Below are 14,185 nucleotides of genomic sequence, written 5' to 3'. Positions count from 1 at the left end.
ATGAGTAAATTAGGCATCGACGGGAGCCGAATTACCTTGCATCGTCATCCGATGCCAGTCGTTCCCTGAGAGGAGATCAGTGTACCTCCACAGGCGACCTTGTCCCCATGCCGGGCCACCGGCTTGCCGTCGATCATCACCGTGGCGTCCCCGCTGGCGATCTCGGTCTGACCGTGCACCCTGCATACCACTTTGTCGCCGATACGCGCCACCGGCTTGCCGTCCACATCGGTTTCGGCCGAACCTGTGACCACGCTGCCGCCATGATCGAGCTGATCGCCCACAAGAATAAAAGGTCGTGACATCAGTATTGCCTCCATGGTCGTTGCGCCGGGGCCGGTCCGTCGCCGCCATTCGCCCCCGTGGGGCGCGATCGCCGCCACGGAGGAGAAGATAGCAGGAGTTCAGCCCCGGCTCACCCTTGGATCAATTCGGCACGCTTGGCGACGCGGGCGCTGCGGCAGGGCTCGAGCTTCTCCACATGCACGTAGTCCTTGATGCTGCGCCAGCTGCCGCCCCACTCCAGCCCGGCCTGCTGCGCCAGCTCGCCGTAGAGGAAGTAGGCGCGTCTGGTCCACGGATCGCCCATGTCCCACTGCAGCTTGCCGTCGCGCAGCGGCGCGCTGTCCACCGCCAGGCCGTACTGGTGGCAGCTCTGCCAAGCGCTGGCGCGGGTGGCGCGGCCGCCGCCCATCAACTCGGCCTGGCGCTCCGGGCTGCGATAGCCCTCCACCAGCACCATTTCGTAGCCGTACTGGCGACGCATGACCTCGTAGATCGCGAGCACGCGCTGTTGCAGATCGGCGTCAATGCTTTCCCAGCGCCGGTCCGCGGTGACGATCTCCGGGCGGGTGCGGCGGATCTCCTCGTTGGTGAATACCTCCGGCGGCGGCGACGGCGGCGGCACCAAGCGTTCGCCGCGCAGCAGCTGCGCCACCATGCTGCTGGATTCATTCATGTCCTCGGCACGGAAATCCTCCAGCGCCACGTTCTGCCGGACCAGTAGGATCACGCTCGGTGGCACCAGCAACAGCAGCGTCGCGCACAGGATGACCCAACGATGACGCCGAAAGAAATCCGTCACCCCGCCGATCCCGCCGCGCACCCCCTCGCCGACTCCGCCAGCGCTGCGGCCCACGCGCTGGCCGACCCGCCCGGCGCCTTGCCGAAGGCCGCGCAGGCGCTCGCCTAACCAGGCCTGCACCCGCTCCAGCGCCTCCGGAAACAACAGCAACCAGCAGGCGATAGACACCACCAGCAGGAAGATCACCACGCCCGCAACGACGACTGCCACTACATCCCCCTGATGATGCTGCTGATTCCTGAGCGGTTGACGGGCCGGCGCCAAGCACTAGAATGAAGATAGACGAATCCCCGGCGCTCGCCGAACAAGGGCTGGATTGCACTTGAATAATGGCGGATTACATCGCCCGAGTCTTCTTTCGGGCCAGGGACAGACCCAGCCACCCGGCTCCGGGCGCATTTTGGCCGATATGGAAGGCCGCGCAACCAGCGCGCCATCCAGCGTCCGTGCCAAGGCGCCGCGGACCCACCCCACCCGCTTGGTGCTGATCGCTGTCCTCGGAGTCGCGCTGCTGGGCGCGGCGTTCACGGCGCTGCGCTGGAATGCCGGACGTGCCGAGGCCGACGCCGAGTTCGACGCCTACACCACCGTGCCGGCAACCGACACCGTCTCTCCGGCCAATCCCGCAACGGCCGCCGGCACCGCCGCTACACCACCGGCGCCGGGCGGTGCAATGATCGTAGACGACAACGCCGTCAGCGATCCGACCCGCGCCGTCGACGGATTGCCCAGCGCCTCATCCGCCAGCACCACCAGCACCACCAGCGCCGCGACTGCGCCGGCCAAGCCGGCTGCGGCCGCCTCGCAGCGCAAACCACGCGCTGCGCCGGCCAACGGCAAGCACGTACAGGACGACAGCAGCGACCTGCTGGCCACACTGATGGGCATCATCAAGCGCGACGAAAAGCCCACGGCAAAACAAGACTCGATTGATTCGCTGATCGCGAAGATCCAGGCCGATGACAGTAAGAACGCGACCGAGACCGACGCGGCATTCGACGCGATCGGCTCGCGCTCGGCGTCGACCAGCTCCAACGTGCAGAGCCAACTGCGTCAATGTCCCGGCGCCAACACGATGGCCGGCCTGGAGTGTCGCAAAAATATCTGCGCAGCGCTCACCGGCAAAGATCCGGCCTGCCCGGCGCACTGACGCGGCGCATCGCAAGCGATTCCTCGCCATTGCGGCCATGGGCGCCACGTCGCTGCACTATCTGACGCCGCCACGCGAAGTGGTATGGGTCGGGTTGCGCTTGAACACGCGCCGGCCCAGCGCGTCGCGCTCGCTGCTCCTGCACCTGCTGGCCCGGCGCGCGCACGTCCGGCAAGGTCTTCCTGACGATGCGCCCGAGCGGGTCGGTGGCGAAGGCGATGCGCTGGCCCAGCGGGTCGATCGTCGCGGTCAGCCGCCCGCAGGCGTCGTACTGGTAGTGCCGCGACTGGCCCCAGTAGTCGGTCTCCTCGACGATGCGGCCCAGCGGATCGCGGCGCAGCCGGTACGCCTCGCCGCGCTGGTTGATCACCGCCACCAGCTGTTCTTCGCTGTCGTAGCGGTATTCCACCGTGTGCCCGTCCGGCTGCACGCGCTTGCCGATCTGGCCGATGCCCACGTAGTGCAGCCGCGTCTGCGCCCCGGCTTCGTCCACGTAGCGCACCAGCTGGTCCTCGGCGTCGTAATCGCACTGCACCTGCCCGCCGTCGGCCGAGCGCACGCGCAGCAGCCGGCCCTTGGCGTCGTAGTCGTAGTGCGTGGCCTGGCCCAGCGGATCGATCTGCTTGTGCAGCCGCCCCAGCGCGTCGTGCGCGTAGCGGCTCTCATGGCCCAGCGCGTCGCGCAACGACGCCAGCAGGCCGTAGCGGTCGTAGCCCAGCTTGGTCTGCGCGCCGCGCGGGTTGCGCTGCGCCACCAGCAGGCCGTGCGCGTCGTAGTCGTAGTGCGTGGTGGCGCCCAGCGGATCGGTCTGCGTCTGCAGCAGCCCGCGCGCGTCGTGCGCCTGGTGCCAGGCGTGGCCGCCCGGGTCGGTGACCGACAGCAGCCGGTCGTCCTCGTCGTAGACCTGGTGCAGCGTGCTGCCGTCGGCGCGGCGCAGGCACAGCAGGTTACCGCGCGCGTCGTAGGCGAACGCGGTGCGCAGGCCTTCGGCGTCGGTGACCGCCACGGTGCGGCCGACCGCGTCGTACTCGAACACGGTGACGCCATCCAGCGCGTCGATCTCGCACAGCGGCAGGCGGTGCTCGTCGAACTTGACCAGCGACACGTGGCCGAGCGAGTCGGTCACCTGGGTCTCGCGCAGCAGGGCGTCGTAGGCGAAACGGTAGTCGTACAGGCCGCCGTCGCCCCAGGCGTGCACCACCCGCCACTGCGCGTCGTAGGCGTAGTGGAACGACAGGCCCACGCGGTCGGTATGCCGGACCATGCGGTGCTGGCGATACTCGAACGTGCGCGGCACGCCCAGCGCGTCCTCGGCGGCGACCAGGTCGCCTTCCACATAGAGATAGGTCACCAGCGGATGGGTCAGGCCGGTGGCCGGATCGTGCAGTTGCAGGCGGTCGATGCGGCCGTGCCGCGACTGCACCTCGATGAAGCGGCCCTGCAGCCCGCCCACGCCGCGTTCGACGATGCGCACCAGGTGGCCGTCGCCGCGCTCGAAGCGCCAATGGTTGCCGCAGGCGTCCTCGACCTGCGCGATCGGCAAGGTTTGCGCGCGCGGCAGCACGCCGACACCGGCCGCCGGCGCATAGGCGAAGCGGTAGCGCAGGTCGGACTTGGTCCGCACCAGCAGGTCGGTGCCCTCGCGCAGCAGCCGCGCGCCGTCGACGAACTCGAATACCGGGACGCCGTCGGCGTCCGGCAGCTGCGGGAACACGGCCACGCTGTGGCCGTCGTGGAACAGCACCACGCCGTCGGCGTCGATCTCCAGGCGGATGTCGGCCGGCGTCTGCCAGCCGTGGCCGCAGGCGCCGGCCTCCTCGCCGCGCGCCGAGCCGTAGCCGCGCGACCAGGCCAGCGGCAGCCGCCCGGGGATCGCGAAGTCCTCGTGTTGCACCGACACGCTGCCGTCGCGGATGTCCACCGGCTCGGCGCGCAGCACCTTGCACTTGAGGAAGCCCGAATCCATGTGCTTGAACACACGCTGCCGCAGGCCCTTGAACGCCTTCGCCGCCCGCACGCCCAGCGTGGAGCGGCGCAGCGCGCCCAGCGCGGCGAAGCCGGCATGCAACCCCAGCGTCATCCACGACACGGTCAGTGGCCCGCCGACTTGCACGTTGGTCGGGATGGCCACATTGATGCCGGTCGGCAGCAACAGCGAACGCAGCGGCTTCTTGGGCTTCTTGAACCGGAACGGCGGGATCAGCCCGGCGAGATTGCAATCCAGCACCGGCACCGCCAGCCGCGAGAACGGGTCGCCATCGGCCGACACCGTCTTGCTGCCCATGAAGATCTCTTCGCCATCGAACTGCGGCCCCATCGGCAGGCTCAGCTGCGGCGCCAACGCGCCCAGCGGAATATGGATGTCCAGCCCGCCGGTGCCGGCGGTGGCGCGCTTGACCCCGTTGACGGTGACCGTGGCGCCGAGGAACGGCAGGTAGTCGAACGGATCCAGCACGATGCCGATATGCGGCGTCGGCAGCGGACACAGCGGCAGCGCATAGATGCGGACATCGATGCGCAATCACCAATGCGCATTTGGCATCAAGTTTACGTTAACCCTGTATCTACAGCTACTTAGGAATAATTTCATACTCAACTTCTTCGTTCTTTATTCCAAATAAATGATCCTGTAACGCGGCACCAACTTGACTTAGTTTGACCACATAATATCGAGGATACTCACAAGCCTGTCCGCCAACAGTAACATCAACCACTTCATCCTCTTCAGCGTCCAAATTCACAACATTTATCAAATTTTTAGGCGTCTCTATTGAAACAACATAGATTCCATCCCCACCACCAACCATAACCATAATATTTCCCGAAGAAAATGACACGACAGTTCGATCAAGACCGTTCAACCTTTTAACAGCACCCATACACTGCTCTATGCTTTCCGCAATAAACTCAAGACTTTCAGCCAAAGGCCCACGACGCACTTCTTCAACTACATTTATCATATTATCCTGCACATGGAGGGTGATATTTCTTTGTCCCAGACGGGCTATGAACAATTATCGCATCCAAACCCAGCGCTTTTGCTAGCGAGCCGACACCATTTGCTGGGCCACATGCACGGCAGAGGTCCCTATCTACCCACATTTCCGCAATGCGATGTTTACCAGCCATGCCTGCATCGACTGCTTGCTGAGCAGCATTGCCTTCAGCATGATACTTTGTAATATTATTAATAGCTCCCGCCGTAAATGGATTTTTAGGATTCTGTACCCGGCTATTCAGGCCAATAAATTCCCGATCTCCCACCCGAATTAGGGCAACAGTATTTTGAGAGTTTTTAGCTCCAGATGCAGCAAGAAGATCCTCATCCGCCACCGAAAGAAGGGAATTCTGATCCCGAAAAAACGAAATAGTATCCCATGCGCTGCCGCTCACAAGCCCAAGTGGGTCTACCCATCCCAAAGAATTACGCACATATTCATAAGTATTCGATCCAGTGAGCATACCCATCGGATCTTGGGACAAATAGCTACCCGAGAAATTATCGTAATATCGGTATCTATTATAAAATAGATCAGTCTCGCGATCTCCATATTGCCCTTGGTACCCAATTGGATTCTCCATCAATCCAACACAAATTTCCCGCCTTCCCCAAGAACTGTATGTAGCTGACCAGGCAACATCCCCTAAACTACTGATAAGACGAACTGGACATCCATTGGGATCGACCTGATAGTGATAGCTCACCGATCGCCCCCCCCCTGATTCAGCCGACCTGGAAAAGCTGAATTGCAGTTCTTCTTTTGCTCTATCCGCTGCGGCGAGCGCATTAACTTCGGGCGCATCTGCCGCCGATGTATTGACAGCGACATAACGGCTACCCGCCACCTGAGTCCTGCTGGAAGCGGACGGTTCGCCCCATGCACCCAACGCGACCAAATTCGACGGCTTTTGCTCGCCCTCTGCCGATGCCTCATCGGATGTCGCCACGCCAGCTGGCGGATCGACCAAGGTTCCCGCAATCGCAGGCGTTTTGATCCCCGCACCCTGCCCCAGCGCCAAGCCTCCACCCAGCGTGCCCAGCCCACCACCGCCAGGGGGCTTGCCGGACTTGATGGCTGTCGGCGCCACCATCGTCGCAGGCTTTGCAGCGCCGTCGGCCGGTGCCAGTTTGGGTGCGGACGACGCCAGCACGCCCAGCGGTGCGGATGGCGTTCGCTGCGGCGGGGACATGTCTGCGGGCGCGGATGGCGTTGGAGGCTGGGTGGAATCCGAGCCGCGACTGTCCGTCAACGCATGCTTAGCCACAGCCGGCGCATCGGGTTGCGATATCTGCGAGATCGAACTTGTAGCGAGCTGCGCCAACTCGAGCGGCGCAGCACACTGCTCCTTCTCGATCAACGCCAGCGGCACGAAGCTGCCTGGGTAGTACACGTACTCCCGCGTGCGCTCGTGCAGGCGCTTGAGCTTGTCCTGGCGCTTGCGTACCTCGATCAGGTTGGCGACATTCCCCACCCACACCGGCGCCGCATCCGGTTCGTCGTGGGCCTGCTTGACCTCGCCCAGCAGCGCGTCCCCGTCCCAGTAGAACCAGGTGGTGTGGGTCGGGTTGCGCTTGAACACGCGGCGGCCCAGCGGATCGTAGCCGTAGTGGGTGGCCTGCCCGGCCTTACGGCTTTCGGCCAGGCGGTGGTTGGCGTCCCAGAACAGTTCCAGATCGTCGGGTTCCGGGCCGTTCGGGCTGCCCTTGCGGATCAGGTCGCCGGCGCGGTCGAACACGTAGTGCACGCCGGCGTAGCTGCCTTCGCGGGTCCACTGCACCTGCTGCTCGTCGTCGCCGCCGACCACCTTGCGCAGCTGCACCTGCTGCACGCGCGTGGCCAGGCGGTCGCCGGCCGGGTCGTTGAAGAAGCGCTCGATGCGGCCCTTCGGGTCGGTGTGCTGCAGCAGCCGGCCCAGCACGTCGTAGCGGTATTCGTCCACGCCCTGCGCGCTGTCGCGGCGGTGGCTCAGGTTGCCGGCGCGGTCGTAGTCGTAGGTGGTCTCGAACAGCGGCGCGGCATCGCGCAACACGGTCTGCGCGGTCAGCAGGCTGCGCCCGTCGTACTGGAACTGGCGCTGGACCTGCGCGCTGAGCTGCTCGCGGGTGGTGCGGCCCAGCGCGTCGCGCTCGATGGCGATGGGCGCGTCGTCGTTGATCGCCACCTCGACCACCTGGTCGCGCAGGTCGTAGCCGAACGCGATCCGGTTGCCGGCGGAGGTCTCGCGCAGCACGCGGTTGCCCACTTCGTCATAGCCGTAGCCGACGCGGAAGCCGTCCTGCACTTCCTCCAGCACCTGCCCCAGCGCGTCGAACCTGCGCGTGGCGGTGCGATGCCGGTTGCGCAGTTCCACCAGCTGCCCGCGCGCGTCGTAGGCGAACTGCTCCTGCACCTGCTGGCCCGGCGTGCGTATGTCCGGCAAGGTCTTCTTGACGATGCGCCCGAGCGCGTCGGTGGCGAAGGCGATGCGCTGGCCCAGCGGGTCGATCGTCGCGGTCAGCCGCCCGCAGGCGTCGTACTGGTAGTGCCGCGACTGGCCCCAGTAGTCGGTCTCCTCGACGATGCGGCCCAGCGGATCGCGGCGCAGCCGGTACGCCTCGCCGCGCTGGTTGATCACCGCCACCAGCTGTTCCTCGCTGTCGTAGCGGTACTCCACCGTGTGCCCGTCCGGCTGCACGCGCTTGCCGATCTGGCCGATGCCCACGTAGTGCAGCCGCGTCTGCGCCCCGGCTTCGTCCACGTAGCGCACCAGCTGGTCCTCGGCGTCGTACGCGCACTGCACCTGCCCGCCGTCGGCCGAGCGCACGCGCAGCAGCCGACCCTTGGCGTCGTAGTCGTAGTGCGTGGCCTGGCCCAGCGGATCGATCTGCTTGAGCAGCCGCCCCAGCGCGTCGTGCGCGTAGCGGCTCTCGTGGCCCAGCGCGTCGCGCAGCGACGCCAGCAGGCCGTAGCGGTCGTAGCCCAGCGCGGTCTGCGCGCCGCGCGGGTTGCGCTGCGCCACCAGCAGGCCCTGCGCGTCGTAGTCATAGTGCGTGGTGGCGCCCAGCGGATCGGTCTGCGTCTGCAGCAGCCCGCGCGCGTCGTGCGCCTGGTGCCAGGTGTGGCCGCCCGGGTCGGTGACCGACAGCAGCCGGTCGTCCTCGTCGTAGACCTGGTGCAGCGTGCTGCCGTCGGCGCGGCGCAGGCGCAACAGGTTGCCGCGCGCGTCGTAGGCGAATTCGGTGCGCAGGCCTTCGGCGTCGGTGACCGCCACGGTGCGGCCGACCGCGTCGTACTCGAACACGGTGACGCCATCCAGCGCGTCGATCTCGCACAGCGGCAGGCGGTGCTCGTCGAACTTCACCAGCGACACGTGGCCCAGCGAGTCGGTCACCTGGGTCTCGCGCAGCAGGGCGTCGTAGGCGAAACGGTAGTCGTACAGGCCGCCGTCGCCCCAGGCGTGCACCACCCGCCACTGCGCGTCGTAGGCGTAGTGGAACGACAGGCCCACGCGGTCGGTATGCCGGACCATGCGGTGCTGGCGATACTCGAACGTGCGCGGCACGCCCAGCGCGTCCTCGGCGGCGACCAGGTCGCCTTCCACATAGAGATAGGTCACCAGCGGATGGGTCAGGCCGGTGGCCGGATCGTGCAGTTGCAGGCGGTCGATGCGGCCGTGCCGCGACTGCACCTCGATGAAGCGGCCCTGCAGCCCGCCCACGCCGCGTTCGACGATGCGCACCAGGTGGCCGTCGCCGCGCTCGAAGCGCCAATGGTTGCCGCAGGCGTCCTCGACCTGCGCGATCGGCAAGGTTTGCGCGCGCGGCAGCACGCCGACACCGGCCGCCGGCGCATAGGCGAAGCGGTAGCGCAGGTCGGACTTGGTCCGCACCAGCAGGTCGGCGCCCTCGCGCAGCAGCCGCGCGCCGTCGACGAACTCGAATACCGGGACGCCGTCGGCGTCCGGCAGCTGCGGGAACACGGCCACGCTGTGGCCGTCATGGAACAGCACCACGCCATCGGCGTCGATCTCCAGGCGGATGTCGGCCGGCGTCTGCCAGCCGTGGCCGCAGGCGCCGGCCTCCTCGCCGCGCGCCGAGCCGTAGCCGCGCGACCAGGCCAGCGGCAGCCGCCCGGGGATCGCGAAGTCCTCGTGTTGCACCGACACGCTGCCGTCGCGGATGTCCACCGGCTCGGCGCGCAGCACCTTGCACTTGAGGAAGCCCGAATCCATGTGCTTGAACACACGCTGCCGCAGGCCCTTGAACGCCTTCGCCGCCCGCACGCCCAGCGTGGAGCGGCGCAGCGCGCCCAGCGCGGCGAAGCCGGCATGCAACCCCAGCGTCATCCACGACACGGTCAGTGGCCCGCCGACTTGCACGTTGGTCGGGATGGCGACATTGATGCCGGTCGGCAGCCACAGCGAACGCAGCGGCTTCTCCGGTTTCTTGATCCGCAACGGCGGGATCAGCCCGGCCAGGTTGCAGTCCAGCACCGGCACCGCCAGCCGCGAGAACGGGTCGCCGTCGGCCGACACCGTCTTGCTGCCCATGAAGATCTCTTCGCCGTCGTACTGCGGCCCCATCGGCAGGCTCAGCTGCGGCGCCCACGCGCCCAGCGGAATATGGATGTCCAGCCCGCCGGTGCCGGCGGTGGCGCGCTTGACCCCGTTGACGGTGACCGTGGCGCCGAGGAACGGCAGGTAGTCGAACGGATCCAGCACGATGCCGATATGCGGTGTGGGCAGCGGACACGGCGGCAGCTGATACATGTGGATGTCGATGCCCAGCTGCGGATCGAAATGCTTGGCGGCGGTGCTCATCGCTACGCTCCTTCGTTGCTACAGCGCACGTGCCAGCGCGCGCAGGAACGCGCGCACGTCGTCGCGATGCTCCACGCCCAGCCATGCCGCCGCGACCATGCCGATCAGGACGAAGGCGGCCAGCACGGCCAGTTTGCGCGAACTCATGCGGTGGCCTCGGTCAGTCCGGAACGCCCCGGCGCCTGCGCGTCGCGCGCGGCGGCGGGGGAACCGGTCAGGGCGGACGGATCGGGCAGCGGCTGCGTCGCCGGCGGCTCGGTCCAGGCGGGGATCGCGTTGTCCAGCGGATGGCGGATGTCCGGCAGCCCGTTCCAGGTCGGATGCAGGAAGTCGCGCCCCACCGCCACCACCTTGCGGAAGAACGCGTCGCCGCCCTGGATCAGGCGTTCGCGCTCCTGCGCGACGCGATGGAAGGCCTGTTCGAAACCGGCATGCAGCGCGGCCTCGATGCGATCCAGTTGCGCGCTGTCCGGGCGCGGCCCGAGCTGCGCGGCCTGTGCCTCGGCCTGCGCGTGCAGCGCGGCCACCGCCTGCAGATACGACGCGGCGCACTGCTCAAGCTTCTGCGCGCGCGGCCTGTCCTGCAGCAGCAGCAGATCCTGCAGCGTTTGCGGCAAGGTGGTGGTGCGGCGGTCCGCGGGCGGCAACGGCTTGGCCGCACGGATCGCCTCCAACCCATGCGCGCGCGCGGCCTCGCGTTGACCGTCCTGGGCCAGGCAGAACGCGGCCATGCGATAGCCTTCGATCACGAACATCGGGTTGGGGATCTCGGCGGCGGCCTTGGCCGCGGCGACGTAGGTTTCGGCGGCACAGCCGGGCTGGCCGGCGACGAACCAGGTGCCGGCCTCGCCGTACCAGCTCTGCATCACCAGGTCGCGCGCGGCCGGGTGCTGCGCGGCCAGGGCCTGCAGGCCGCACTCCCGCGCCTGCCGATAGCTGGCGATGGCCTGCGGATACTGCTTTTCCTTCAGCCAGCCGCCGGCCAGCATCATGTTCAGCACCACCTGCTGGTCGGGCCAACCGTGCCGCTGGGCCAGCGCCAATGGCCGCTCGACACGCTGCGCCAGCTGCGTCGCGCTGCCGCGCGCGAGCACCGTCATCAGGTCGCTGAGCATCTGCCGGTAGGCCACCGCAGGCCCCGCGCCGCCCGACTGCGCCGCGGTTTCGCGCGCGATGTCGAACATGTCCAGCGGCGGCTCGATGCGCCGCGCGATCGCCGCGTGCCGCTCCAGCAGCGGCTGCCAGCGCGGATCCTCGTGGGTGTCCACCAGCACCAGGCGGAGCGCTGGCGACGGCGGCGCCGCCAGCGCCGCGTCCATCCAGCGCGCGAATGCATCGGCGGAGGTGGTCCGCTCCGGTTCCAGCAGCACCGCCAGATAGCGCAGATGCACCTGGTGGTAGGCGGCGAAGGAATCCAGAACCTCGACCACGCCCAGCGCGCTGTCCGGGTGCGAGGGTCCCGGGCCGGGCCAGCCCAGTTCCACGCCCTGCTCGCGCAGCGCGCTCTGGCTGCCGAGGTAGCTGGCGTGCAGCGCCTGCTTCAGCGCGCGGCTGTAGCCGAAGCCCGTGTCGAACGGCGTATCCAGGCGCAGGAAGTAATCCGGCGCGTTCCAGTCGCCGGGATGTTTCTGCGCCTCGAAGAAGGCGGCAAGCAGGCGCGCGGCGTTGGCCGGCACACGCCACACCAACAGGCGCAGCGCCGGGTCCTCGCTGGCCTGCATCCACGCATCGCCAAGCAGCTCGATACGTCGTTCGACCGGATTCTTGCTCACGCTTCGCGTGCCCTCCCAGGCTTCAGCAGTTCAGCTTGATTTCCGAGCCGTTGACCGACACCCCGGAGCCGTCGATGACGATCACCGAACCGCCGGCGGAAATGGTGATCTTCTCGCCGAGGATCTCGATCGCCGCGCCGCCCACCGTCGCGGTGAGGTTGCTGCTCGAGGCCAGGGTCATGTTGCCGTTGGACATCAACATGTGGGTGCCGGTGATGCTCTGCTCCATGTCGCCTTGGACGCTGACCGTGCGCGCGCCGACGTTGGTGTCCTCCACGGCGCCCTGCACACTGCGTTTGTCCAGGCCGGTGATGCTGACCTCGCGCCCGGCGCTCAGCTGCTCGGTGACCTTGCCGATTACCTGGCGCAGCGAGGTCTGGGTGACGGTCTCCTTCCACGCGCCGGTGCGCTGGCTGGTGTAGTTGCCGGTCAGGGTGGTGGAGAAATTGCCGGTGATGGTTTCGGTGTAGCCGGCCGCGGCGATGGTCTTGGTCTCGCCGGCCTGGTAGGTCTCGGTGACCGCGCCGGTGACGCTGGTGCTGCGCGTGCCGGTGACGCCCAGCGTGTCGTTGCCAGTCACGGTGATGCCGCGGTTGGCGCCGACGCTGATGCTCTGGTTGGACCCCACGTCCATGCGGTGGTCGACCGCCACGCTGGTGCTCTTGTTGTTCTTCACCGTCGCGTTCTGGTCGTTGAGCACGGTGGTGACCATGTCGCGCTGCGCGCGCATGTTCAGCAGCTCGCCGCCGGCGGTATCGTGCATGGTCATTTCGTTGTAGCCGCCGCCTTTGACCGTCTTGGACTTCAGGCCGCTGACCTCCATGCCGAACGGCGGCATGTTGTCTTCGTTGAACACGCGGCCGGTGATGATCGGCCGGTCCGGATCGCCATCGAGGAAATCCACCACCACCTCCTGGCCCACACGCGGCGGCGACACGCCGCCCATATCGGCGCCGGCCCACGGACTGGCGCTACGGATCCAGCACGAGCTGTTCTCGCGAAACTGGCCCTTGCGGTCCCAGTGGAACTGCACCTTCACTCGCCCGTAGCGGTCGGCGTACAACTCCTCGCCCGGCGGCCCGACCACGGTGGCGGTCTGCGGGCCGGGCATGCGCTGCTGCGGCGTGTCGCGCAGCGGCCGGTACGGGATCTTGCGCCGCAGCGCGGTGGCGCTGCAACGATAGGTCGGCGCTTCGGCCTGGCTGTAGTCGCTGGAGAAGTTGTTGCGGCCTTCGCGATGCAGCTGCACGACGAAGAACTGTCGGTCGTCCTCGCTGCGGCCAATGAAATCTGGATGCCGTTCAAGGGTGAAACACCCCCCGGCCTGCAGCTCGGTACTGTTGCCGGCGCCTTCGAACAACTTGGTGGGCCACGCCGCTTCCTCGCTACGGATCGCCGCCAACGCATCGCCGACGCGGCTGTTGGCGAAACGCGCCGCGCCGTCGTAGTGGTAGCGCTCCAGTTCGGGGAGCGCGCCGATCGGGATCGACCGCGCCTTGCTGGCCGACAGCGCAGTACGCGGCTGCTTGAAATCGAAGCTACTCACCGCATGCGCGGTGGGGCCGACCCGGCGCCGCGCCGACCAGCTGTGCAAGCCGGGCGTCCGCAGCACGCCCTGGTCGGACAAGAACGCCACAGGCGCCGGCTCGCCCAGTGCCGTGGAGGCGGTGGAATCGTCGGCCAGCACCATCGTATGCGCGCCATCGGCGTGCACGAACGTGTAGTAGATGCCGGCGTCCTCCAGCAGGCGCGAGACGAAGGTGAAATCCGATTCGTTGTACTGCACGCAGTACGGCAGCTTGGGGAAGTTGCCGGCATTCAACTCGTACTTGTAATCGGCCAGTTGGGGGTATTCGCCGAACACCTGCTCGACGATCTCCAGCACGCTCAGATCCTGGAAGATGCGGCAATTGCTGGTGTACTGCAAAAACGCGAACCACGGAGCGACCTCGGCGCGGTACGCCGCCAATTCACCTTCGGCGCCGATCAGCGCGAACGCCTTGACGTACCCGTGCACGACGCGGTCGTCGAACTCGTCGCCGAGGCTGAGCTGGATCGGCTGACCGACCAGTTGCTTCAGTTCCAGGCGCCGCTGCGCGGACAGCAGGTCGACGGCGAACGCATAGGGCGCCGATACCGTCTCCGTGCCTTCGAAGCGTTTGACGATGAAGGTGTCCGGATCCAGCGCGGTGGTGACCCGGATCAGGCGCCGATCCTGGTTCAGACGTAGCGCGGCAACTCCACTGGATATCACTTCGGCGTGCACGGCACCTCTCCTGATCCGTTCCATCGCGAACGTAGCCGATACGGCGCCGCTCGCCAATCTCCATAACTCTCGCTTCACTGACTTGCTGGCTCGTCGATCGCCGCAACAGGCAG

General features: G+C 66.9%; 8 protein-coding genes and 1 pseudogene. 1 reads left to right on the top strand and 8 read right to left on the bottom strand.

From position 1 onward, the window contains the following. Window positions 1-44: 44 nt before the first annotated feature. Window positions 45-305, bottom strand: a complete 261-nt coding sequence (locus ISN38_RS15725) for a PAAR domain-containing protein (protein WP_047325652.1) — start codon at window positions 303-305, stop codon at window positions 45-47. 110 nt (window positions 306-415) lie between these two features. Beyond that, window positions 416-1,294, bottom strand: a complete 879-nt coding sequence (locus tag ISN38_RS15720) for a M15 family metallopeptidase (protein WP_038239002.1) — start codon at window positions 1,292-1,294, stop codon at window positions 416-418. A 199-nt stretch (window positions 1,295-1,493) separates the two neighbouring features. On the opposite strand from ISN38_RS15720, the gene ISN38_RS15715 reads away from it, so the two are divergent. Beyond that, on the top strand, window positions 1,494-2,234 hold the full coding sequence (locus ISN38_RS15715; RefSeq protein WP_206712226.1) for a hypothetical protein: 741 nt from the start codon (window positions 1,494-1,496) through the stop codon (window positions 2,232-2,234). A 72-nt stretch (window positions 2,235-2,306) separates the two neighbouring features. Here ISN38_RS15715 and ISN38_RS15710 read toward each other — a convergent pair. The 6 genes and pseudogenes from ISN38_RS15710 to ISN38_RS15690 all read right to left on the bottom strand — a co-directional run. After that, window positions 2,307-4,755 (bottom strand): annotated as a pseudogene (locus ISN38_RS15710) (DUF6531 domain-containing protein); the annotation flags it as partial. 49 nt (window positions 4,756-4,804) lie between these two features. Continuing rightward, window positions 4,805-5,248, bottom strand: a complete 444-nt coding sequence (locus ISN38_RS15705; RefSeq protein WP_206711885.1) for a hypothetical protein — start codon at window positions 5,246-5,248, stop codon at window positions 4,805-4,807. Then, window positions 5,196-10,034, bottom strand: coding sequence for an RHS repeat-associated core domain-containing protein (locus ISN38_RS15700; protein WP_206711884.1), 4,839 nt, complete (start codon window positions 10,032-10,034; stop codon window positions 5,196-5,198). Before ISN38_RS15700 ends, ISN38_RS15705 begins: the two co-directional genes overlap by 53 nt. An 18-nt stretch (window positions 10,035-10,052) precedes the next feature. Continuing rightward, window positions 10,053-10,181, bottom strand: coding sequence for a hypothetical protein (locus tag ISN38_RS20630; RefSeq protein WP_256057849.1), 129 nt, complete (start codon window positions 10,179-10,181; stop codon window positions 10,053-10,055). Beyond that, window positions 10,178-11,806, bottom strand: coding sequence for a hypothetical protein (locus tag ISN38_RS15695; RefSeq protein WP_108084751.1), 1,629 nt, complete (start codon window positions 11,804-11,806; stop codon window positions 10,178-10,180). The genes ISN38_RS20630 and ISN38_RS15695 overlap by 4 nt, the downstream gene beginning before the upstream one ends. 22 nt (window positions 11,807-11,828) lie before the next feature. Then, complete coding sequence (locus ISN38_RS15690) at window positions 11,829-14,072, bottom strand: type VI secretion system Vgr family protein (RefSeq protein WP_003472137.1); 2,244 nt, start codon at window positions 14,070-14,072, stop codon at window positions 11,829-11,831. Window positions 14,073-14,185 lie beyond the last annotated feature (113 nt).

Source organism: Xanthomonas translucens pv. undulosa, from assembly GCF_017301775.1.
Lineage (GTDB): Bacteria > Pseudomonadota > Gammaproteobacteria > Xanthomonadales > Xanthomonadaceae > Xanthomonas_A > Xanthomonas_A translucens.
The sequence above is the reverse complement of the archived record's forward strand: the minus strand, read 5'-3'. Positions and strand labels throughout refer to the sequence as shown.

Coding starts and splice junctions, on each gene's coding strand:
- ISN38_RS15715 (WP_206712226.1), top strand. CDS start 1,494: ATGGAAGGCCGCGCAACCAGCGCGCCATCCAGCGTCCGTGCCAAGGCG.
- ISN38_RS15725 (WP_047325652.1), bottom strand. CDS start 305: ATGTCACGACCTTTTATTCTTGTGGGCGATCAGCTCGATCATGGCGGC.
- ISN38_RS20630 (WP_256057849.1), bottom strand. CDS start 10,181: ATGAGTTCGCGCAAACTGGCCGTGCTGGCCGCCTTCGTCCTGATCGGC.
- ISN38_RS15700 (WP_206711884.1), bottom strand. CDS start 10,034: ATGAGCACCGCCGCCAAGCATTTCGATCCGCAGCTGGGCATCGACATC.